The sequence below is a fragment of the Leadbetterella sp. DM7 genome (assembly GCF_040829825.2).
Classification (GTDB): Bacteria; Bacteroidota; Bacteroidia; order Cytophagales; family Spirosomataceae; genus Leadbetterella.
In genome coordinates this window covers 1-21384 of record NZ_JBFOLH020000026.1, presented here as the reverse complement: position 1 = coordinate 21384, position 21384 = coordinate 1, and the positions used below count along the sequence as shown (strand labels likewise).

The window sequence follows — 21384 nt, the reverse complement described above, 5'->3', positions numbered from 1 at the left end:
CATATCTTTTCCGTTTCGTTACCCCGATTTTTGGCTCCAACCGTATTATTCGGGGTGATATACAAAGATAATCAAAAGCCCAACAAGTTCTTAATGAACAAGTTGGGCTTTTTCTGAATGGCCCTAAAAAAACCTGGACAAGCAGGCTGACCAGGTGTTCACAGACGAGAGAATAGCCTCATAAGGGCGTCCTGTCATCCAGGAGCTGAATCTCCAAATGCGAAATCCCCGGAAGTTCCTCCTGCGTTCCGAACGGTCAGTTCTTTCATTGAGGGCCGGGCCCATTTTTTCTTTGCCGCCATTTCACGGGCTGAATTTGCTTTGGTTTTCATAGAGGGTATACGTTTGAACACTTAAAAATAGGAATTTCAGGGTTAATGTACAAAATAGTATTGCACTGAACCGGGGGAAAAACACCTGATCAGGCGCACCGACCAGGTATTAATAAACCCTTAAAAGGGCTCAGCTACACTGATCCGGCACTATATAAGGCCATGTCTCCATTAGAAGCTCCTCCGTTCCGAACGGTCAGTTCTCTCATTGCAGGCCGGGCCCACTTTTTCTTTGCCGCCATTTCGCGGGCTGAATTTGCTTTAGTTTTCATTGGGGTATTAAAATTTGCTTATAAATATAGGCGCTTTCAACAGGAGTAACAACTGTCGGGAAATTTTTTTTTAATGATGAAATTCTACCGGGAAAATTATGATCCTACCGACTTGAATATCTCGCGACATCCTGTATTTTTGCTACGGGTGTTCCGGTAAGCAGGAACACCCTGAAAATATAGCCATAAATGCATTATACGTACCAGATCTACGGGCAGGTCGTGATTTCAGAGCTGGAATTACCGGCCTTGCTGCCGGCAGAAAATTCGGAACACTCCCTGTGTATTCAAAAAGGCCGTGTGCCGGCAGAATTGAATGAACCTATTACGGGTCAGTCCCATTTCAGTGTATTTAATGAGCACGAATGCCTGACCGCTGTACCGGGGGTGGCCCGGTATTACACTACCGGGGGAAACCGGGTGCTGGTAGAGCCGGAGATACCGGACAAATATGAAATAGCTCTTTTTATTTACAGCCATTGTATTCCTCTTGCGCTATTGCAGCGTAACCGGGTGCTCTTACACGTTTCCGGGGTTTTTATTCGCCCCGGAGAAGTGCTTTTGATAGCGGGACCTTCCGGAGCCGGTAAATCTTCTACCGCCCTGATGCTGGAACAGCTGGGGTACCCGCTCTTTACCGACGACACCGCCCTGCTGAGCATGGAAAGCGGGAAATGCTACGCCCGGGCTTCTTATCCCGAAACGCGTTTATGGGCAGAAGCGGCAGAAATGAAGCTATCTCCGGAAGAAAAAAGAAGGGTGCGGCCCCACCTGGAGAAATATGCTTATACCTTTGATCACTCATTCACAGCAGACAGGGTAGAGGTGAAAGGGATTGTTTTCCTGGATACGGAAGGAGAGGAAGTCAATATTGCGGCACTAAACGCTACGGAGACCTGGAGATACCTGAACGATAACACATATGTTCTCCGGTTTATCCGGGGAATGAACAAGAGTAAGCTGCTCTTTCATTATACGACTGCCCTGGCGGGTCTCCTGCCGGGCTGGAAGGCCCTGAGGCCCGCGGGTGTGAAGAGCTATGAAACCTTCAGCAAAGCCATTGAAGAAGAAATTATCCGGTGTGAAGTAAAAGCCTGAAAGCTATGAGCCTTATTTTTGGAGCCATCGGTCCGAAGCACGAAGAGATCCCCCGGGTTCTGAACCGGATGTACGGGGGCATACGCCATATTCCTCATGAAAATTTTCAGACCCTGAGCCGGGAAAGAGCAGGCTTTGGCCATTTATTAACCTACAATACGCCGGAAGCCCTGTTTGAAAAGCAGCCGGTTTACCTGGAAGAAGAACAGGTGCTGATGACTTCTGAGGCGCGGCTGGATAACCGGGCTGCTATTGCACGGCAGTGCGGGGTCAGGCTGCATCCCGAACTGACAGATGGCGAGCTGATCAGCCGGGCCTGGAAGAAATGGGGCAGGGAATGTGTGCATCATTTGCAGGGCGACTGGTCGTTTGCCGTGTATGACGAACGGGAGCGCGAGCTTTTCGTGGCGAGAGATCCGCACGGATATACCGCCGTATATTATTACCAGGACGGAGAAAGCCTGGTGTTTTCTTCCTCTCCCAAGGCCATTTTTGCCGTAGAGGGCTACCGGAAACGGGTAAACATGCGGCATTTCCTGGGAATGCTCCTGTTGTGGCCGGACAGGGATTCGCAGGCGTATGAAGAGCTGGGCATAGTGCCTCCTGCACATACCCTGTGCTTTAAAAACGGAAATGTAAAGCTTTCCAGGTACTGGTTCCCGGAAAATATCGCTCTCAGGAAATACAAAGACCCGCGCGATTACGCCGAAGAATTGCGGGAGATCTTTATAGAGGCGGTAAGAGCCAGGTTGAGAAGCCATAAGCCGGTGGCTTCCATGCTGAGCGGCGGGCTTGACTCCGGATCGGTGTCGGTTATGGCGGCACGCCTGCTGAAGCAGGAAGGAAAAGAGCTGAACACCTTCAGCCATGTGCCCCGGTTCCGGGAAGAGCTGAAGGAGCAGCCGGGAAGAAGGCTTTTAGACGAAACGCCCCAGATTATGTCTACCGTACGGCATGCGGGCAATATAGTGCCGGTATTGCTGGATTCGGCCCATATCAGCCCGGTAGCAGGCTTTATTGAGGCTGTTGAAAAGCTGGAGATATGTTTTCATGGTGCCGGTAATGCGTTCTGGATAATGGACCTGCCGGGTGAGGTAGCCCGGCGGGGATACGGAGCCCTGCTTACGGGAGAGATGGGTAACGCCACCATTTCTTACCCGGGGATAACCTATCTTTTGCCCTGGCATCACCCGGCTATACGCTCTTCTTTCAAAGGGCTGGTCAAACACCTGGCAAAACCCCTGATGCTGCGCTATTTCCAGGGGTATTACGACCGGAAGCCCGACGGGCTTTTAAATTACCTGGAGAGAAGCTTTGTGCATCCCCATATCCGGGAAAAAGCGGCCGCCGATATCCGGAAAAACAAGCGGGGTTTCAACCGATACTACCCGGATGTGGCCGCCGGCATGCTGCACCTCCTGGATGTGGGCGGTAATATGCGGTGCCAGTTCGGACAACTCATCGGGGATGAATCGGGTGTGGAATTCCGGGATCCGACCGGCGACATCAACGTAATTGAGTATTGCCTGTCTATTCCCAATGAAGTCTTTTTTGACGACTCATTAAAGGGAAAGCAGGTGCTGAAAAATATGATGCACGGGTACCTGCCCGACGATGTGCTCTACAGCAACCGGAAAGGCCTGCAGGCCTCTGATCTTTTGTACAGGACCTTAGACGATGCCCACGGAGTAGAAGACGTATTGAACCGGATTGGCACTCACCCGGGTGTGAGTGAGGTGTTCGATCTTCCTCGCTTACAGGCAGAATGGGCGGAAATCAGGCAGACCGGAGCCGGGTCGGTGATGCGGATGCAGATGTTTTTAAAAACGCTGATGTTCGGCTATTTCCTGAGCCGTGACTGAGCGGTGCTTCCTCCCCGGCAATACAAAATAAGCCATACTCCCCGGTTAGGCCGGAAAATAGGGCTCGGATACAGGACCTGAATACGGGTCAGCTGGCTTGTACGTAAGCGAAAAAATCAGGAATATTTTTAACGGATAAGCCGGTGTTTACAGCAAGACCGGCAATTTCGGGCTTTACCCATTTTTTCTTTTCGGCGCTGAGGCCGGGTTTAGAGGGGTTTTTCATTGGTCAGCGTTTTTAAAAGGTAATTTTACAGGATGTAAATATATAGAAAATCCGTCAGATGACGGCATGTTCTTTCAGGCGCTGTTTGGCGGCCCGGATATAAAAGAAAACGCCCAGGCCCACAATCAGGTAGGGGATCACCAGCAGGTAGAGGATTCCGAAATTAAGACCAGTTCCGATCGTGTTTCTGCCTTCGCTTAAATTAGAGCCTACTGTGGCCCTGCACATGGCACATTGAGCCATGATATCACCCAGGGCAAACAAAAAGAACAATGCGGTTAAAATGAATCTCTTTTTCATACGTTTCAGAAGGTGTAGTAAGGACGGATCATCAGGTAAGCAATTACACCGGTAATAGAAACATACAGCCAGATAGGATAGGCGTACCTCACTATTTTCCGGTGCCTGTCATCCATACGGTTCCAGCCGTAGTAATACGCACGCAGTACTAAAGGTAAAACAACAAAAGAAGCAAGAACGTGCGTAATCAGTATGAAGAAATAAAAATACCGCAGGGCTCCTTCGCCACCGAAACGGGTTTCTTCGTTACTGATGTGATACAAAACATAAAAAACCAGGAACAGGCCCCCGAGAAGAAAACCGGCCGACATGCACATTTTGTGGGCCCGGATATTCCGCTGCCGGATAAAATACAGGCCAAGCAGCAGGAAAAAAGCCGTGAGCGAGTTGATGATGGCATTGACAAAGGTGAGCTGCTTTGTCCATTCGCCGATATACGGCTTTTGCCGGAGCCCCAGCATGATCATCACCACCACTACAATCACCACGGAGAGGATATTGATGGTACGGATGCCGATTTTATCTTTCATATTTATCATGACTTAACAATACCTTTATTTCCAGCTTAAGGCGTTCTGTCTCGCTCCTCTGCGTACCGCTGTAGATGCCCCTGAAATGGCCTTCGGGGTCTATCAGCATGATCTTATCGGAGTGAATGAACATGTCATCTACCCGGGTAACCGCAGGGTCGTATTCGGAGGCATCAGCTACGGGCAGGCGGAATTTTTCAATAGACAGGTCGTAGATATATTTCTTGTCTCCTGTAAGAAGATCGTAGTGCAGGCGATCCATGCCCAGGGCCCGTGCATACGATTTGAGCACGGCCGGGGTATCGTATTTCGGATCGACCGAAATGCCGTAAAAGTGCACGTCAGGATTGTCCTTAAAGCTTTCGGCCACTTCTGTCAGGTTGGTATTGGTGATGGGGCAGATGGTTCCGCAGCGCGAGAAAAAGAAGTTGACCACGGTAATTTTACCGGGCTGTACAGTGGTGCTGTCGCCCTCGGTATTGACAAGGGTAAACGGGGGCATGGTAGCAAAAACCGTGTCTCCGGCCATCATCTTTACCTCACCGTTATCACCGGTCTCCGGGAAAAAGTAAGGGAGATCGAAGTTGTTTTTTCCAAACAGCTTCAGGAATATAAATGTTAAGACCGGAATACCCAATATCGCAAAGAGTATTCCGGCCTTCAGCGTTTTATTCATTTATATGAAGAACTTTTCCAGACCAAAGTAATGCCCTTCAACCAAAAGAGCCACAATTAGCCAGAGTACAAAAATAATGGGTAGAACGATGGTCCATATAAAAGACTTGGTCTCGCTGCCCAGGTGCATAAATATACCTACAATATAATAGGCTTTGACGATCGTCATGAACACAAAGATACCGATCTTGGTCCACTTGTAATGATCGGCGTCTATCTTAAACGCCACAACGAATTCCAGGGCAGTCAGGGCCAGAAGGATCCAGAATACTTTCCAAAGGTGCTTGGTGTTCGGTGCTTGTCTTTCTATTGAAGAATGCTCTGCCATTTCACTATTATTTTAATTTTTTAAACCAGATAGAAGAAGGTAAATACAAATACCCATACGAGGTCAACAAAGTGCCAGTAAAGACCTACTTTCTCTACCATTTCGTAATGTCCTCTTTTTTGATATATACCGTTGGTGGTATTGTAAAATACCATGATATTCAGCAGTACCCCGATAAATACGTGGAATCCGTGGAATCCGGTGATAAAGAAGAAGAGGTTGGCAAAGTTTGGCGGACCGTACTCGTTGATCCCCAGCTTAGCGCCGAAAATGGTGGTTCCGTCTGCCAGGGTAAGCCCGTGGTCGGTTCCGTGAATAAAGTGAGTCCATTCCCAGGCCTGTGAAGAAAGGAAGATAAACCCTCCGAGGATAGTCCACAGCATCCATTTTTCCACATCGGCTTTGTCTCTCCTGTGACCGGCTTCAACCGCCAGCACCATGGTTACCGAGCTGAAGATCAGGATAAAGGTCATGATCCCTACAAATACAAGGGGAAGCTCCACGCCGTGAAGAAACGGCACGGCTTTGAATACCTTTTCCGGAATGGGCCAGTACTGTTGAGAAAACTCAAAGGTCTTGTGGGTCATTCCGGCTACTACTTCACTGAAAGTAGGGTAACCAAAACGGATCAGCCCGTAGGTCACCAGAAAGCCGGAAAATGTGAATACATCGGAAAGTAGAAATATCCACATCATTAATTTACCGTAACCTGCCTTTAGTGGTTGGGTACCGCCCTGCCACAAAAGGTGAGGAGGGTTTACAGATGTTTTCTCAACTGCCATAAGTGTACGTTAAAAATTCAAACAAATTTATAAATCTATTACTTTAATTCAAAAACTACTATCTGAAATAAATCAGGAACAGGAACAGGTATACCCAGAGAATATCCAGGAAGTGCCAGTAAGTGGCACAAACTTCTATCTGGGTAGTGTTACCGGCATGGATCTTTCCTCTGAAGGTACTGTAAAAAGCATACAGTAAAACACCCAGGCCCGTAATAATGTGAAACAGGTGCGTACCCGTCAGGATATAGTAAAACGATTCTGCCGGGTTTCCCTTTACATAAATTCCGGCTTTCTGAAGCTCCTGCCAGCCCAGTACCTGCAGCACCAGGAAGGCAATGCCGCCTACAACAGTCAGGGTGATGAGCCTGCGCAGCCTGACAATATCGTCTTTCCGCGCGGCTTTGACCGACAGGTGCATGGTAATGCTGCTCAGCAGCAATACCGCCGTGCTCACATAAAAAATAGACGGAATCTCAAATTCTACCCAGTTGCCTTCTGCTCTCCGCACCAGGTATGCGCTGGTGAAGGCCGCAAAAAGCATGGTGATAGAGATGATAAACAACCAGATGATAAACTTCCAGGGGTTTACCGTATAGATGGGTTTGATATTTTGAACTTTTGCCATCATTTATACTTTGTCAAGCAGATAGGCGATTTGTACAACAGGTAAATACAGGAAAGAACCGAACATGAGCTTCAGCGCAGCTTTATTGGTTCTTTCTTTCATCAGGTGCAGGGTTTGTGCCAGGAACAGCACCCCTGACAGAAGCGCAATAACCGCTGAGTTGATACCGGTCATTCCCAGGTAATAAGGAACCCAGCAGAGCGGCAGCAAAAATAAAGTATACGACATGATCTGGAAGGCAGAAGAGAGATCGCGGCCGCCCTTGGAAGGCAGCAGCTTAAACCCGGCCTTGCTGTAATCGTCGTCAAGCACCCAGGCAATGGCCCAGAAATGCGGAAACTGCCAGAAAAACTGGATGGCAAAAAGAATGCCCGGCTCCAGTCCGAAATGCCCTGAGCTGGCTACCCAGCCGATCATGGGCGGGAATGCACCCGGCAATGCGCCTACGGCCACGGCTATGGGGCCTACCCGCTTTAACGGGGTATAAACAAAACCGTACAGCAGCAGCGAAAGCAAAGCCAGCAGGGCCGCATACAGATTGAATAAGATCAGGATCATGGCCAGGCCGGCAAGACCGCACAGCAGGCTGAATGCCGCGGCTTCCTGCACCGAAAGGCGCCCGGACGGCAGCGGTCTGGAATGGGTTCTGGACATCAGCCGGTCAAGGTCTTTTTCTTTGATCTGGTTGATCACATTGGCCGATGCCGTGACCAGGAAAGAAGCCAGTCCGAAAACCAGGAGATACGCTATATTCAGGTCCTGGGCAGCCAGGGCATACCCGAAACAACTGCTGAAAACCACAGTCATCGAAAGCCTGAACTTGGTCAGCTCAAAGTAGGCTTTTAGTTTTTCAACTGCTGATATGTTTATTGTACTGTTCATTGGTCATGAATTCCCGGGCTAAGCACAAAATACAGGATAAATTGTATTGAGACTATAACCACTGAAAATGTAAGATGCAAAGGCTGGAGCATAGCCGGGAAACCCGCCAGGCCAAGCACGGCTCCGGAAACTACTTCGGTGATGACCAGGATAAGTGCCCATGCTGCGAAGCTTTTAAGAATCCGGCTTTCAAACCTGCCTTTTACTTTTTTATAAATTAAGCCCTGCAATACCAGAATAATCACTGACAGCACGGCATGAAAAATAACTTTACCTTTTACCTCGTTCACCCACATGTCCCGGTTATGATCCCCGAGAAGCCGCTGGGCATGGTCAATTCCTTCGCGGATCTGCGTTCCGAACACAATCTGACCGATGGTTACAAAGAGGGCCATCATCAGCAGGAATTGGATATCGGCCGTCTTCTCGGTGCCCCGGGTCAACGGATGCCCCTGGTAAGATTTTAAGACGGCCCAGATCAGGAGGGCCAGTATGCATACCGCCACTACCATGTGAAGGGTGATCAGGCCCGGTGCCAGTTCTGAAGCTACTACTTTGGCCCCCAGCCAGCCTTCATACGCTACCAGCACAAAAGCGAGCAGGCAGATGTAGAAAATCTTTTTTTCCGTTTTAAAGTAAGCCCGGAAAGCCAGGATCACCGTGATGAAAATAAAGATACCTACCGAAACGCCTACCAGGCGGTTAACGTATTCGGTCCAGGTCTTGACAGCGTTGAATTCTACTTCACCTTTCAGCTTGGCGCCGAATACCTCCTGGTAATTGACAGGAAGCTGATCAACAGAGGTAGGGGGTACCCACATCCCAAAGCACCTGGGCCAGTCGGGGCACCCCATGCCTGACCCGGTTGCCCGCACAAACCCGCCGACAAATATCAGAAAGATAACGGCGATGACTGTACTGATAGCAAATTTCCTGAATGACCTTCCCACTATCTGCTGGACCTATCAGTCCGGAATAGAATAATCGTATTTAATATTCTCTATCTCCTTCTCTTTTTCGATCAGCTCGTTTTCTTCCGGAGTATTTGACTCAGGTGTTGCTGAGAACGGTACGTTCTGCGGGATGAAGTCATCCGGCGCACCCGGCTTGGAGTAATCATACGGCCACCGGTATACGGTAGGAATTTCTCCCGGCCAGTTGCCGTGACCCACATTTACCGGGGTGGTCCACTCCAGCGCGTTTGATTTCCACGGGTTGGCCGAAGCCCTCTGCCCTTTGAACATGGAGTAGAAGAAGTTATAGATAAAAATGAACTGCGCAAATACGGTAATAATTGCAGCAACACTGATCACGATATTGAGATCGGCAAAGGTATCAAATGTTTTGAACCCTGACCATTGGTAATATCTTCTCGGGAAGCCCGCAATACCGATGTAGTGCATAGGAATAAACACCATATATACCCCGATGAACGAGATCCAGAAGTGAATATACCCCAGGGTTTTGTTCATCATCCGGCCGTACATTTTAGGGAACCAGTGGTATACCCCGGCAATCATCGAGAAGAAGGCCGCCGAACCCATCACCAGGTGGAAGTGCGCTACCACAAAGTATGTATCGTGCAGCTGAATGTCAAGAGCGGCGTTTCCGAGAATGATACCGGTCAGACCACCTGAAACAAAGAACGACACCATACCGATAGCAAACAGCATAGCCGGCGTGAAGATCAGGTTACCCCGCCATAGTGTGGTAATGTAGTTAAAGCCTTTCACCGCCGATGGAACCGCAATGATCAGCGTCAGGAGCATGAAGATCGAGCCCAGGAACGGGTTCATACCGGTCACAAACATGTGGTGAGCCCACACAATGAAAGCCAGGAACATGATACCCAGCATGGAAAGGATCATCGCTTTGTACCCGAAGATCGGCTTCCTGGAGTTCGTGGAAATAATTTCCGATGAAATACCGAAGGCCGGCAGGATCACAATATATACTTCAGGGTGGCCCAGGAACCAGAAAAGGTGCTGGAACAGGATAGGGCTACCTCCCTGGTTTGGAAGTGCCTGCCCCTGAATATAGATGTCAGAAAGATAGAAGCTGGTTCCGAAGCTCCTGTCGAAGATCAGCAGAAGCGCCGCTGAAAACAGCACAGGGAAAGAGAGGATCCCCAGGATGGCGGTAAACAGGAACGACCAGATGGTCAACGGCAGCTTGTCCATTGACATCCCTTTGGTCCGCAGGTTAAGAATGGTGGTTACATAGTTTATGCTACCCAGCAGGCTTGACGCAATAAATATGGCCATTGCCACCAGCCAGAGCGTCATACCCGCACCTGAACCGGGGTTAGCCTCTTCAAGGGCGCTTAACGGCGGGTAGATCACCCATCCGCCACCGGCAGGGCCGTGCGGCAGGAACAGCGAGATCAGCATCAGGAGGCCTGCTATGAAGAATAACCAGTAGGAGATCATGTTCATAAAGCCGGAGGCCATATCACGGGCACCTACCTGTAACGGAATAAGGAGGTTAGAGAAGGTACCGCTCAAACCTGCCGTAAGTACAAAGAATACCATGATGGTACCGTGCATGGTTACCAGTGCCAGGTAAAAATTGTTATCCAGCTTACCCGATTCATTGATCCAATGGCCCAGGATTGGCTTCAGAAAAGTCATATCCATATCCGGGAAAGCCAGCTGTAAACGGAAAATTACAGACATTAATCCTCCGATAACCGCCCAGATGATCCCTGAAATAAGGTACTGTTTGGCAATTGTCTTATGGTCCAGCGAGAATATATATTTACCAAAGAAGCCTTGTTCGTGGTGCTCCTCATGTTCGTGTTCCGCATGACCGTGTCCTTCTGCTATTGAATGAGCTGCCATATCTATATTCGTATTTTTTTTAATTCTTATTTAGTTTCTACTGCTGCTGCTACGGGGGTAGCCGTTGAATCTGTGGCCGCTGCCGCAGGGGCTTCTGTTTCAATATATTTCAGTGCCTTTGCTTTCAGCTTCTCAGGAACTTTCACCAGCAGGTCAGGATTCAGGGTCAGGATGGTCTTCTGTTCCCGTTTCCATTTTTCGTAATTTTCAGGCTCATCTACCTTCAGCACCAGGCGCATACCGAAGTGTGATTTACCACAAATCTCGGCACAGGCTATTTCGTAGTCGAAATCAGAGTTGTTCAGAAGGGCTTTCATCTCGTCGGTAGACTTGTCAGCAATAAACCAGAACTTGGTAGGCATACCGGGAACGGCGTCCATTTTCACCCGCATGTGCGGAATGTAAACGCTGTGAAGCACATCACGGGCCCTGATTCTGAGCAGAACGGGCTTGCCTTTCGGGATATGCAGCTCGCTGGCGCTGGAGAAGTCGTCAAAAGCGTTCGGATCGGTAAAATCAACCCCGAGCGGGTTGCCCATACCGTCGTCCATCAGCTTGTAATTTGATTTGCCGAATTCCCCGTCTTCTCCGGAGTATCTTACCATCCAGGCAAACTGCCGGCCGGTGATCTCGATGATCTCCGCGTCTTCAGGGGCTTCTGAAGTAATCTCATTCCATACCACCAGCCCGGAAAGTACCAGCCCGGTCATTACTACAGCAGGAACGGTGGTCCAGATAACCTCCAGGGTATTGTTATGGGTATAGAACGACGATTTTCTTTTTGGAGAATGACGATAAATATAAGAGAAAAGGAAAAGGAAGGTATTTACCAGGAAGAAAGCAACGGTAATAATACCCATAGATACCCAGAACCAGAAGTCGGTTTTTCTACCGTGTACGGAAGAAGCTTCCGGCAGGAAGAACTGGGAGTAGTGAATATAAGACCAGGTAATAGCGACCACCGCCAGAATCCAGAATATCAGCAGGGCTGCTGCATTCATATTATTGGCGTAATCAGGGGCTCCCTGGTACGAAGGACCGCCCTCTCCGGTCTCCCCTCTGTTGGTTTTAATAATCTTTCTGGTTTGCGCTATAACTTTAAAGGTTAGAACTACAAACAGAATGGTCAGTATTGCAATTATGTATGTCATCTTGTAATAAATAACGCTTATTTAAAAAATTATATATCGTGGTGGGTACTCTCGCCCAGGAACGGATGGTTCTTCGGATAGAGATTAGCTTTGGTTAACTGGTTAGCCACGAAATAAATGAATACTGATGCAAATGCCAGGGTGGTGCCCACTTCAATCAGGCCGATACCTCCCTGGTCTTTCGCCACACCCGGCATGATCATCTGGTAGAAATCAAACCAGTGACCCACCAGTACAGCCACACAAGCCAGCTTAAGTAAGGTAAAATTACGTTTTGAGTTCCTGGCCATAAGAATCAGGAACGGAAATACAAAGTTAAGTACCAGGCTGAGCAGGAACGGAGCCAGGTAACGGCCGCCGTATCCGCCTGTACGCTCCTGGAAATAGATGGTTTCTTCCGGAAGGTTCGCATAATAGATCAGGAGGTACTGGCTGAACCAGGTGTAGGTCCAGAAAATAGAGAAGCCGAAGATCAGCTTGCCCAGGTCCTGGATCGTACTCATGTTCACCGCTTTCAGGTAACCGTTCTCTTTCAGGAATATGATGGCCAGCATCATGGCAGAAAGACCGGCCACGTGCCATGAAGACAGGTGATACCAGCCGAACATGGTAGAGAACCAGTGGGTATCAATTGACATGGTGAGGTCCCAGGCGGCAGTAGAAGATGTTACCGCAAAGAACAACAGGAATATTTTGGAATATTTTCTGCTTTTGTAATAGTAGTCGAGCCCGCCGTACTGATCCTCCTGGAGAGAGAATTTCCGGATCTGGATCCAGAGGAAATACCAGATTACGAAGTAAATCACCATACGCAGCAGGAAGAACGGGTAGTTCAGGAACCAGCTTTTGGTGGCAATGATGGCGTCATAAGACGGTGAGGCCGGATCGGTGATCCCTTCGTGCGTCCAGTGGAAGATCATGTGACGGGTAGAAGGCACCAGGAAGAGCACAAGCATGATCACTGAGGGCACGAGGGCAAATGCCGGAAATGCTTCAGCTACCCGCTTCATAGACGCCTGCCAGCCGGCTTTAGCCACATAGTTGTAGGCAATGAAGAACAATCCTACCAGGGCTATTCCTATAAAGTATACGCTGTTCATCCAGAGGTTGGCTACCAGGCGGTTAGCCAGGGTAGGGGCTTCATGATGACCTCCGCCATGCTCTTCTGCATGAGCGTCTGCCGCATGTGCTTCGTGATGAACAACTTCGTGATGATCCCCATGTCCCGGAGCCCACCCTTTGTGAATGAGAAAAGCACCAAGGGCAACCAGAACCACCCCTAACAATGCTGTCAGAATCAGCTTTTTTCTGAGGGCCGGACTGAATTCAAATGATTCGTCAAGAGAGGGTATATCGTGCTTGTGAGCCATTATAATGTTAACTTATATTCCAATAATAAATTTCTTTTTTCAGTATATATCAGCTTCCTTTTTGTAATTTTTGTACAAAGTGGACGATTTTCCATCTTTCTTCAGGGTTAACCTGTGCTGCATGCGGCCACATTCTTCCCTTACCGTAGGTGATGGCGAAGAAAATCCTGCCGGCAGGCAGATTCTTAACGGCATCTGAGGTATAAGATGGCACCCCGTTATAGATATCCGCTACTTTACCGTCAGCACCGCCGGTAGCACCGTGGCAGTGAGAACAGTTTCTTTTAAAGAGCACTTCACCCTCTGCCAGTGTTTTTTCGTTGAGGGGTACAGGGTTAACCAGCGTTTCGGAGGCTTCCACGTCATCGCGGGTAAGATTGTATATCATCAGGTCATGCACCTCTGTGCTGTCGCCCGTTTTAAAGGTGGTATGGTAGTTTCTCCGGGCTACTGTTCCTTCTACCGGGAGACGCATGTTCATACCGTACGGGTTAATGGCATTTTTGTCGATCTGGGTCTGCGCTTCGTATCCAACGGAGTTGTACATGTTCGGCGCAAATTCCCATCCTGTTCTCTGGGTACGATCACATGAAGTGAGACCGGCAGCAAGTGCGGTAAACAGTACTAATCCTGCTAATCTATTGTTCATTTTCATAATTTTATACCTCTTTAACATTCACTTGTTCCGCACCTGCATCTTTCAGGATCTGCGTAATCTCCTCGTCAGAGATCTTGTTTTTACTTAAATCTATGGCCATGGCGAACTTGTCATCGGTAGAACGTTCGTCAAAAATTACCGGTTTGGCGGTAGGTCCGAGACCTTCGGTGATAAAAAACGTGAATGCCATACCGAAGGAGGCCAAAAGCACGGTCAGCTCAAACACGATAGGAATATTGGTAGGGAAGGGAATAAAGTTCTTTCCCCCGATGTTCATCGGCCAGTCCCAGCCCAATGTCCAGAATGTAAGAAGAAAAGCCAGGGTGGTTCCGGTTAACCCGAAGAAGAAAGCAGGAACACCCATGCGGGGCCTGTCGTATCCCAGCGCCTGATCAAGGCCGTGCACCGGGTAAGGACAGTAAACCTCCTGTATCTTAACCTCTTTTTGTCTAACGGTTGACGCGGCTTCCAGTACTATATCCTCATCTCCGAAGATTCCTACTAAATATCTTTTTCCAGCCATTTTTATATTCTGATAAATTCTATATGTCTTAAAAATTAATGCTTGTCACCGGGTTTTCTTTCGGAAGACGATTTCAACACTGCCTTCACTTCCGCCATGTTAATAACCGGCAGGAATTTAGAGAACAGGAGGAACAGCGTTCCGAATAATCCGAAAGAGAATATATAGTCACCGATATCCCCCATACGCGGTGTAAAATAGGTCCAGCTGGAAGGCAGGTAATCTCTGTGGAGGGAGGTAACGATGATCACGAAACGCTCGAACCACATCCCTATGTTTACAATAACGGCAATTACAAAAGACAGAACGATGTTTTTCCTGAGCTTTTCGCTCCAGAATACCTGTGGTGAAAGCACGTTACAGGTCATCATGGCGGCATAAGACCACCACAGCGGACCGGTAGCCCGGTTCAGGAAGGCATATTTTTCGTATTCCACCCCTGAGTATGCAGCAATGAAGAACTCGGTGATGTAGGCGATACCCACAATAGAACCCGTAAGGGTAATGATCTTGTTCATCAGGGAGATGTGCTCCAGGGTGATGTAATCTTCAAGCTTGTATACCACCCGGGTGATCAGCATCAGGTTTTGCACCATGGCAAAGCCCGAGAAGATGGCCCCCGCAACGAAGTAAGGCGGGAAGATGGTGGTGTGCCATCCCGGAATCACCGAAGTGGCAAAGTCAAAGGATACGATGGTGTGTACCGAAAGTACCAGGGGAGTGGAAAGACCGGAAAGAATCAGAGAAACGTCCTCGTATCTTGCCCAGGTTTTGGCTCCGCCGGTCCATCCCAGTGACAGGATGCCGTAAATGGTTTTCCGGATGCCGGTAGCGCGGTCACGGATGGTAGCCAGGTCAGGTACCATACCGATGTACCAGAACAGGCAGGACACCGAGAAGTAGGTAGAGATCGCGAAAACGTCCCATACCAGCGGTGAGTTGAAGTTTACCCACAGGGAGCCGAACGTGTTAGGAAACGGAAGCGCCCAGTAAGCCAGCCAGGGGCGTCCCATGTGCATGACAATGAAAGAGGCGGCACATATTACGGCAAAGATGGTCATGGCTTCTGCCGCACGGTTAACTGAGGTTCTCCATTTCTGACGGAAGAGCAGAAGGATGGCGGAGATCAGGGTTCCGGCGTGACCGATACCCACCCACCATACGAAGTTGGTGATATCCCAGGCCCAGCCTACGGTCTTGTTCAGACCCCAGACGCCCAGTCCCTCCCACCAGGTTCTCATTACCCAGAAACTACCGTATACCAGTACGATCAGGGATATGGTGAATGCTATTTTCCATTCTTTGGTAGGTTTGGCTTCTACGTGTCTGCAAATATCCTCCGTAACATCGTGGTGGGTTTTACCATTCGTTACCAAGTGCTCTCTTATGGGTGAAACTACTGATGACATAATTGTTCCCTAAATAAGTTAGGCTTTCTTTATTAATTGATTACTAATTTCTCTTATGACAATACTTTCGAATCTTCTTTGTCTTTGTTCCGAACCTTAACCAGGTAGCTTAACTGAGGCTGTACGTTTATTTCTTCCAGCATGTGGAAGGCACGTCCTTCTCTTTCGTTGGCCAGCAGTTTCGAGATTTCAGATTCCGGATCGTTCATATCGCCAAACGTGATACAGCCGGTAGGGCAGGAAGAACCGCAGGCCAGCTTGATGTCGCCGTCTTTTAAAGGTCTCTTCTCTTTTTTCGCTACCAGTTTCCCGGCCTGGATCCGCTGAACACACATCGAACATTTCTCAATTACCCCTCTTGAGCGTACGGTTACTTCCGGGTTGATCACCATCCGGCCCAGCTCATTGTTGAAGGCATAATCAAAATCATCGTTTTCGAAGTATTTGAACCAGTTGAAACGTCTTACTTTGTACGGGCAGTTGTTCGCACAGTAACGGGTTCCCACACAACGGTTGTAGGTCATCTGGTTAAGTCCTTCCGAAGAGTGGGTAGTGGCCAGTACCGGACATACGGTTTCACACGGTGCGTTAGAGCAGTGCTGGCACATCATAGGCTGGAATACCACTTCGGGGTTATCAGAAGCCACTTCCATGGCTTTGTAGCCGTTCGGGTTATAACCGGTTTCACGGGGGGCATCCGAGCTGTAATAGCGGTCAATACGCACCCAGTGCATTTCCCTGGCGCGGGCAACTTCGGCTTTACCTACCACCGGGATGTTGTTTTCAGCCTGGCAGCTTACCACACAGGCGGCGCACCCGGTACAGGTATTCAGGTCAATGACCATTCCCCAGCTGTGATTCTTCTTCTCGTGCCCGTTCCACATGGAAATGGTGTTGGGGCGCTTAGGGCCTTCCGATGTAGCGATCATCGGTTCAAACCTTCCGGCTTTTACATTTTTAATGTATTCGCCCAGGATGGTCTCCTGTACCACCGCTTTACGGCCCATGTAGGTTTCATGGGTCTGGGTCTGGGCCAGGGTATAGCCTGATTTGGTTTTTTCGATCTGTATGCCGTCTGTCCAGAAGTTTCCGGCACCTTTAGAGCTTCTCAGGAGCGGCAGAACGTCTGCTCCCACATTCCCGGCTTTCCCGGCTTTGGTGCGGCCGTATCCCCGGGCAACTGCCACGGTTCCGTCGGGTTGTCCCGGCTGGATAAGCACAGGCAGCTCTATGGAGGTGTTCCCGGCTGTTACTTTCACCCAGTCGCCCTGGGCAATCCCCAGCTCGGTAGCGGTTCTCAGGGAGAAAGCCGCTGTGTTTTCCCAGGTTACTTTGGAAATCGGATCCGGTGTTTCCTGTAACCAGGGGTTATTGGCGTTTTTACCGGTACCGATGGTGGTATTTTCAAATACATAAAGCTCCAGGCCGTTTCCTTTCGGAGCGGTGGCCTGAGCGGCTGCTTCCTGGATGTTCCCGATGAAAGTGGCGCCCGCTACGGGGGAAGCCCCTAATTCATATACCCCGTCGTGGAGAGTCTGTGTCCATGACTTCCCGTTCAGGATGTTCGATTCCCAGTTGTCTTTCAGGTATTTGTGGTAAGAAGAAGCAGAACCTGACCATTTCAGGAAGCTGGCTTCCGGCTGACGCGACTTGAAAATATTGGAGATCGTAGGCTGGATAAGCGAGTAATAGCCGGTTTTCGGACAGGCGTCACCCCAGTTTTCCAGGAAATGCGTATTTAAAGCAATGTATGTACAGTTTGAAGCGGTTTCGTCGGCCCGGTCGTTGATGGCCACGGTCAGCTTCGCTTTCTTAAGTCCTTTCTCAATTTCAGCCCCTTTCAGGTGGTCGTATACCGGGTTGGCATCTACAAAGATAACGGCATCTACGGCACCACTGTTCAGGTCGGCAATGAACTGGCTCATTTCGGCATCGTTCCCCTGGCGGTAATTTACGGTGTTCCCAAAGTCGATGGTAGTACCCACGGTACCCAGCAGGGCATTCAGGGCATTCACAAGAACAAGGGTGGAAACATCACCCGATCCGCTGACGATCAGGCTTCTGGCGCCTGATTTAACCAGGTCAGCCGCACATTTATCAAGGAATTCGAAGTCGGCTTTCTGAACAGCCAGCGGAGAGCCTTGTCCCAGCTTCTCCGAAACCCGGTTATAGAGGTTGGCTACCAGCAGACCTTCCTGAGACGGCTTATAGCGGCCGCGGTAGTCGGCATTGGCACCGGTAAGGGACATGGTAGGCTCGTAGTGGTAGTGCCTGGACATGGTTTTCTTACCGTCTTTGGCACTGCTTACTTTCCGGTTGGCCACCCAGCCGGCATTGTATTCAATCGGGCTGATCCAGGCGCCGAGGAAATCGGCGTTGATGCCGACAATCACATCTGCATTTTCAAATTTATAGTCAGGAATAACCGCCTTGCCAAAGCTCTTCTCGTTAGCCTGCACCAGCGGGTAAGCCGAATTGGCATCGTACTGAACCAGCTTTGCAGAAGGATATTTAACCGTAAAATCGCCAATCACCTTTTTAAAGGTGGGCGACAGGATGGTGTTGGATACGATGCGGATATTGGAAGCGGCAGCCAGCCCGGCCATCACCTCTTTGTCCAGCTTGTCCCAACCGATCTCTTTCCCGTTTTTAACAGGTGTTCTCAGGCGATCGTTATCGTATAGTGACAGCAGGGAGCCGTGAACAGAAGCGCTCAGGCATCCTTTGGAAACAGAAGAAAGATCATTTCCTTCTATTTTGATGGGCCGGCCTTCTACCGTCTTCACCAGGATGCTGGCGTAATCGCCACCCTGTACATACGATGAAGCATAGTAGTTGGGAATGCCCGGCTCGACATCCACCGGTTTATTCAGATAAGGAATAGTATGTCTTACGGGGGCGTCGCAGGCTGCCAGGGAAACGGCGGCCATTCCAAAGCCGAGAACTTTAAGGAAATCCCTGCGGTAGGTTCCCCCTTCTATTTCATCAAAGTTAAATTCTTTATCGGCGTTTTTTACGACGTTGATATCATTTTTTAACTCTTCAATACCTTTCCAATACCTTTTGTTAGTATCCTCCATGAGTATAATGTAAGTAAAATTCCAGTTTTAATTAAAGGTAATTAATAGTGACATTTAGCACATTCCAATCCGCCGATATCTTCTACTTTCATTGGTTTCGAAGACACCTGCTCATGCGCTGACAGCAACTTGTCGTAATACGCATTACCTTTTGAGTTAACATCTGTCTGCCGGTGACAGTCAATACACCAGCCCATGGTCAGCGAGTGTCTTTGCTGAACCACTTCCATATTTCTGATGTCGCCGTGACAGTTTTCACAATCCAGTCCGCCTACCACGGTATGCTGCGAGTGGTTAAAGTAAGCCAGATCAGGAAGGTTATGTACCCGTACCCATTCTACCGGTGTGTCTGTTTCAATAGCCCGGTAAATCTTCTGGATCTCAGGAGATTCACGTTTGATGGTATTGTGACAGTTCATACAGATGCTTGACGAAGGGATACCGGCCTGCTTGCCTTTGTATACGCCGGTATGGCAGTAACCGCAATCAATCTCCATATCGCCTGCATGAAGCTTATGCGAGAAGTTGATGGGCTGAGCCGGGGCATATCCCTGGTGAACACCAATGCTGTACAGCCCGTCGAGGGTGGCTTTGGTGCCCAGTATGATAAAGAGCCAGATAATAGCGCTCCTCACGGTAGAATTGCTGAAGAGGGCCTTCAGGTTATCTCCCAGGGAAGGTTTCGGCTGAGCCAGCTCCTGCGTAAGGCTTTCGTCTGATTTGGAGAGGGTGTTCAGCAGGCGGATCACCGCCAGGAGAGCTACCAGCACCAATACCATGATACCAAGGAGCGAAACCAGGATAATATTAAAGAATTTACCCCCGCCTGCTTCCTGTCCGCCTGCGGCAGCACCGGCTGCTGCTCCTGCAGCGGCTACCGGAGCTTCGTTGGCTTTCTTGATATAGGCCAGGATATCGTGTATCTCTTTGTCACCGTAGGCCGGGAAGGCGGTCATTTGCAGCTTGTTGAACTTATTGAAAAGATCATTGGCGTACTTGTCACCGCTTTTAATGACTTTATCAGGGTTTTGGATCCATGATTTGATCCAGGCAAAATCCCTTCTTTCTTCAACGCCTTTCAGACCGGGCCCCACCACTATCTTGTCTTCCGGGGAGTGACACTGCTTACAGTTGTTTTTGAAAAGGGTTTCTCCTGCTGCCGGGTCACCTGTTCCTCCGGCTGAGGCGGCTTCAGCAGCGGGAGCTGCGGCTTCCTGTGCGAAAACACCCTGACCTGACAAAAATACAAAGGTGATTAGAAGTAAGAATTTCCTCGTAATGATATGTAACATATTTAACAGAATATTGCTATTTCATCCAGACTGCAAAACTAATGGAGGAATAGTTGGGAACAAAATATGCATTGTGAATTTTCGGGGTACGCGAAAATTTAGAACTATTTTAAATAGAATTTAATAAACTTATAATCAATAAACTAAGTGTCTTATCTTTCAAAAGTTCCATTTATGAGCGGCACCTGAAATAGCATTTATCCTATACGATTCGTTGCCCCGGGGAAGGATCGTTTTTCCGGTGTGAACGGCCGCACCCGGCATGCGGGTATCCGGTCACGGCAGACGGCCGTTTTACCGGGGCCGCGCGGGGCTCTATAGTATATAATTATATAGGCCTTATTATACAGGGCTGTGCCGGGCAGGCGGCACCGGAAGATCCGGGCGCCTGTTGGCAGGGATACGCCGGGGTGGGGGCGCGGTTTTAAGGAGGGCAGGGGTTGGTTAGGGGAGAGTGGATGGAGGGCCGCCATTCCGCGAGGTCTTCCCGGAACAGGCAGATTGCTGTATTTTTATCCGGTCGGGAAATAACGGGTGGGGGAATACTATACATATACATAATAAGTGGCAGTAGCGGCTGTTCGGGTAGTAAAGAAAACAAAAGCGCCGGCCTGTTTACGGCATACCGGAGGGGCCTCCTGAGGCAGATACCGGAACGTGAAAAAAAAGTTTTTAATGCATCTGACTGAGGAATAAACAGATACGGAAAAACCTGAAAAAATATTCGAAAAAAAGTAGTTTTTTTTTGAAGGAAGTATTGCCATGTAAAAAAATGTTTCTACCTTTGCACTCCCAAACGACGAGAGAGGGGAAGAGGAAGGCCGGAGAGAGGGAAAGAGGAGTAGGGCAAACGAGCTCACGATAAGTGGGATAAAGTTCATTAACTTGTTGGGGATAAAGATGGAAGCACAGTAGAGACGAAAGCGATTTTGTCTTTACCACAGGGAGGCGAGAGCCGAGCTGTGAAATAAAAACAGGTAAGAAAAAAGAGAAAGGCAAACTTCATACGATGTGTAAACATTTACAATGGAGAGTTTGATCCTGGCTCAGGATGAACGCTAGCGGCAGGCTTAATACATGCAAGTCGAGGGGGCAGCAATGTCACCGGCGAACGGGTGCGTAACGCGTATGCAACCTGGCCATATC

General features: G+C 49.1%; 20 protein-coding genes and 1 rRNA gene. 3 read left to right on the top strand and 18 right to left on the bottom strand.

What is annotated here, in order from left to right; genetic code table 11:
* Positions 1 to 194 precede the first annotated feature (194 nt).
* Positions 195 to 332: a hypothetical protein gene (locus tag AB2U10_RS18725; RefSeq protein ID WP_493820765.1), complete on the bottom strand. Its 138-nt coding sequence runs from the start codon at positions 330 to 332 to the stop codon at positions 195 to 197.
* Between the two features lie 461 nt (positions 333 to 793).
* Here AB2U10_RS18725 and AB2U10_RS18720 point away from each other — a divergent pair, with 461 nt between their 5' ends.
* Both AB2U10_RS18720 and AB2U10_RS18715 read left to right on the top strand, forming a co-directional pair.
* The gene (locus AB2U10_RS18720) at positions 794 to 1702 is read left to right on the top strand and encodes a hypothetical protein (RefSeq protein ID WP_367916614.1); all 909 of its coding nucleotides are present in this window, start codon (positions 794 to 796) and stop codon (positions 1700 to 1702) included.
* A 5-nt stretch (positions 1703 to 1707) separates the two neighbouring features.
* Positions 1708 to 3564: an asparagine synthetase B family protein gene (locus AB2U10_RS18715; RefSeq protein WP_367916613.1), complete on the top strand. Its 1857-nt coding sequence runs from the start codon at positions 1708 to 1710 to the stop codon at positions 3562 to 3564.
* Positions 3565 to 3652: 88 nt separating this feature from the next.
* Here the strand turns inward: AB2U10_RS18715 and AB2U10_RS18710 are convergent, their stop codons facing one another.
* The 17 genes from AB2U10_RS18710 to AB2U10_RS18630 are packed head-to-tail and all read right to left on the bottom strand — an operon-like array spanning position 3653 to position 20238.
* Positions 3653 to 3790 carry a hypothetical protein gene (locus tag AB2U10_RS18710; protein WP_367916612.1) on the bottom strand — a complete coding sequence of 46 codons (138 nt, stop codon included), beginning with the start codon at positions 3788 to 3790 and terminating at the stop codon, positions 3653 to 3655.
* Positions 3791 to 3844: 54 nt separating this feature from the next.
* Positions 3845 to 4090, bottom strand: coding sequence for a hypothetical protein (locus tag AB2U10_RS18705; protein ID WP_367916611.1), 246 nt, complete (start codon positions 4088 to 4090; stop codon positions 3845 to 3847).
* A 5-nt stretch (positions 4091 to 4095) separates the two neighbouring features.
* A complete protein-coding gene (locus AB2U10_RS18700; RefSeq protein ID WP_367916610.1) occupies positions 4096 to 4620 on the bottom strand; it encodes a DUF420 domain-containing protein in 525 nt (174 codons plus the stop codon).
* On the bottom strand, positions 4610 to 5296 hold the full coding sequence (locus tag AB2U10_RS18695; RefSeq protein WP_367916609.1) for an SCO family protein: 687 nt from the start codon (positions 5294 to 5296) through the stop codon (positions 4610 to 4612). Before AB2U10_RS18695 ends, AB2U10_RS18700 begins: the two co-directional genes overlap by 11 nt.
* Positions 5297 to 5623 (bottom strand): cytochrome C oxidase subunit IV family protein, encoded by a 327-nt coding sequence (locus AB2U10_RS18690; RefSeq protein WP_367916608.1) that lies wholly within the window; start codon positions 5621 to 5623, stop codon positions 5297 to 5299. It abuts the gene before it with no gap.
* Between the two features lie 20 nt (positions 5624 to 5643).
* Positions 5644 to 6405 carry a cytochrome c oxidase subunit 3 gene (locus tag AB2U10_RS18685; protein ID WP_367916607.1) on the bottom strand — a complete coding sequence of 254 codons (762 nt, stop codon included), beginning with the start codon at positions 6403 to 6405 and terminating at the stop codon, positions 5644 to 5646.
* A 58-nt stretch (positions 6406 to 6463) separates the two neighbouring features.
* On the bottom strand, positions 6464 to 7036 hold the full coding sequence (locus tag AB2U10_RS18680; protein ID WP_367916606.1) for a cytochrome c oxidase subunit 3: 573 nt from the start codon (positions 7034 to 7036) through the stop codon (positions 6464 to 6466).
* The gene (gene cyoE / locus AB2U10_RS18675) at positions 7037 to 7915 is read right to left on the bottom strand and encodes a heme o synthase (RefSeq protein ID WP_367916605.1); all 879 of its coding nucleotides are present in this window, start codon (positions 7913 to 7915) and stop codon (positions 7037 to 7039) included. It lies immediately after the preceding gene.
* Positions 7912 to 8865, bottom strand: coding sequence for a COX15/CtaA family protein (locus AB2U10_RS18670; RefSeq protein ID WP_367916604.1), 954 nt, complete (start codon positions 8863 to 8865; stop codon positions 7912 to 7914). The genes cyoE and AB2U10_RS18670 overlap by 4 nt, the downstream gene beginning before the upstream one ends.
* Positions 8866 to 8880: 15 nt before the next feature.
* Positions 8881 to 10755, bottom strand: coding sequence for a cytochrome c oxidase subunit I (locus AB2U10_RS18665; RefSeq protein WP_367916603.1), 1875 nt, complete (start codon positions 10753 to 10755; stop codon positions 8881 to 8883).
* A gap of 26 nt (positions 10756 to 10781) precedes the next feature.
* Entirely contained in the window at positions 10782 to 11906 is a 1125-nt protein-coding gene (locus AB2U10_RS18660; protein ID WP_367916602.1) for a cytochrome c oxidase subunit II, read from the bottom strand.
* A gap of 29 nt (positions 11907 to 11935) precedes the next feature.
* Positions 11936 to 13276, bottom strand: a complete 1341-nt coding sequence (locus tag AB2U10_RS18655) for a quinol:cytochrome C oxidoreductase (RefSeq protein WP_367916601.1) — start codon at positions 13274 to 13276, stop codon at positions 11936 to 11938.
* Positions 13277 to 13325: 49 nt separating this feature from the next.
* Positions 13326 to 13931 carry a c-type cytochrome gene (locus AB2U10_RS18650; RefSeq protein WP_367916600.1) on the bottom strand — a complete coding sequence of 202 codons (606 nt, stop codon included), beginning with the start codon at positions 13929 to 13931 and terminating at the stop codon, positions 13326 to 13328.
* 4 nt (positions 13932 to 13935) lie between these two features.
* Positions 13936 to 14457 carry a DUF3341 domain-containing protein gene (locus AB2U10_RS18645; RefSeq protein ID WP_367916599.1) on the bottom strand — a complete coding sequence of 174 codons (522 nt, stop codon included), beginning with the start codon at positions 14455 to 14457 and terminating at the stop codon, positions 13936 to 13938.
* A gap of 35 nt (positions 14458 to 14492) precedes the next feature.
* Entirely contained in the window at positions 14493 to 15866 is a 1374-nt protein-coding gene (gene nrfD, locus AB2U10_RS18640; protein WP_367916598.1) for an NrfD/PsrC family molybdoenzyme membrane anchor subunit, read from the bottom strand.
* Positions 15867 to 15919: 53 nt separating this feature from the next.
* The gene (locus AB2U10_RS18635) at positions 15920 to 18946 is read right to left on the bottom strand and encodes a TAT-variant-translocated molybdopterin oxidoreductase (RefSeq protein WP_367916597.1); all 3027 of its coding nucleotides are present in this window, start codon (positions 18944 to 18946) and stop codon (positions 15920 to 15922) included.
* A gap of 41 nt (positions 18947 to 18987) precedes the next feature.
* A complete protein-coding gene (locus AB2U10_RS18630) occupies positions 18988 to 20238 on the bottom strand; it encodes a c-type cytochrome (RefSeq protein ID WP_367916596.1) in 1251 nt (416 codons plus the stop codon).
* 1023 nt (positions 20239 to 21261) lie between these two features.
* On the opposite strand from AB2U10_RS18630, the gene AB2U10_RS18625 reads away from it, so the two are divergent.
* A 16S ribosomal RNA gene (locus tag AB2U10_RS18625) occupies positions 21262 to 21384 on the top strand; the annotation flags it as partial.

Excerpts from the sequence above, each read along its gene's own strand:
- AB2U10_RS18685 (WP_367916607.1), bottom strand. The coding sequence starts at position 6,405 with ATGGCAGTTGAGAAAACATCTGTAAACCCTCCTCACCTTTTGTGGCAG.
- AB2U10_RS18680 (WP_367916606.1), bottom strand. The coding sequence starts at position 7,036 with ATGATGGCAAAAGTTCAAAATATCAAACCCATCTATACGGTAAACCCC.
- AB2U10_RS18705 (WP_367916611.1), bottom strand. The coding sequence starts at position 4,090 with ATGAAAAAGAGATTCATTTTAACCGCATTGTTCTTTTTGTTTGCCCTG.
- AB2U10_RS18700 (WP_367916610.1), bottom strand. The coding sequence starts at position 4,620 with ATGAAAGATAAAATCGGCATCCGTACCATCAATATCCTCTCCGTGGTG.
- AB2U10_RS18710 (WP_367916612.1), bottom strand. The coding sequence starts at position 3,790 with ATGAAAAACCCCTCTAAACCCGGCCTCAGCGCCGAAAAGAAAAAATGG.
- AB2U10_RS18725 (WP_493820765.1), bottom strand. The coding sequence starts at position 332 with ATGAAAACCAAAGCAAATTCAGCCCGTGAAATGGCGGCAAAGAAAAAA.
- AB2U10_RS18660 (WP_367916602.1), bottom strand. The coding sequence starts at position 11,906 with ATGACATACATAATTGCAATACTGACCATTCTGTTTGTAGTTCTAACC.
- AB2U10_RS18715 (WP_367916613.1), top strand. The coding sequence starts at position 1,708 with ATGAGCCTTATTTTTGGAGCCATCGGTCCGAAGCACGAAGAGATCCCC.
- AB2U10_RS18655 (WP_367916601.1), bottom strand. The coding sequence starts at position 13,276 with ATGGCTCACAAGCACGATATACCCTCTCTTGACGAATCATTTGAATTC.
- AB2U10_RS18665 (WP_367916603.1), bottom strand. The coding sequence starts at position 10,755 with ATGGCAGCTCATTCAATAGCAGAAGGACACGGTCATGCGGAACACGAA.
- AB2U10_RS18630 (WP_367916596.1), bottom strand. The coding sequence starts at position 20,238 with ATGTTACATATCATTACGAGGAAATTCTTACTTCTAATCACCTTTGTA.
- nrfD (WP_367916598.1), bottom strand. The coding sequence starts at position 15,866 with ATGTCATCAGTAGTTTCACCCATAAGAGAGCACTTGGTAACGAATGGT.
- AB2U10_RS18720 (WP_367916614.1), top strand. The coding sequence starts at position 794 with ATGCATTATACGTACCAGATCTACGGGCAGGTCGTGATTTCAGAGCTG.
- AB2U10_RS18645 (WP_367916599.1), bottom strand. The coding sequence starts at position 14,457 with ATGGCTGGAAAAAGATATTTAGTAGGAATCTTCGGAGATGAGGATATA.
- cyoE (WP_367916605.1), bottom strand. The coding sequence starts at position 7,915 with ATGAACAGTACAATAAACATATCAGCAGTTGAAAAACTAAAAGCCTAC.
- AB2U10_RS18695 (WP_367916609.1), bottom strand. The coding sequence starts at position 5,296 with ATGAATAAAACGCTGAAGGCCGGAATACTCTTTGCGATATTGGGTATT.
- AB2U10_RS18635 (WP_367916597.1), bottom strand. The coding sequence starts at position 18,946 with ATGGAGGATACTAACAAAAGGTATTGGAAAGGTATTGAAGAGTTAAAA.
- AB2U10_RS18690 (WP_367916608.1), bottom strand. The coding sequence starts at position 5,623 with ATGGCAGAGCATTCTTCAATAGAAAGACAAGCACCGAACACCAAGCAC.
- AB2U10_RS18650 (WP_367916600.1), bottom strand. The coding sequence starts at position 13,931 with ATGAAAATGAACAATAGATTAGCAGGATTAGTACTGTTTACCGCACTT.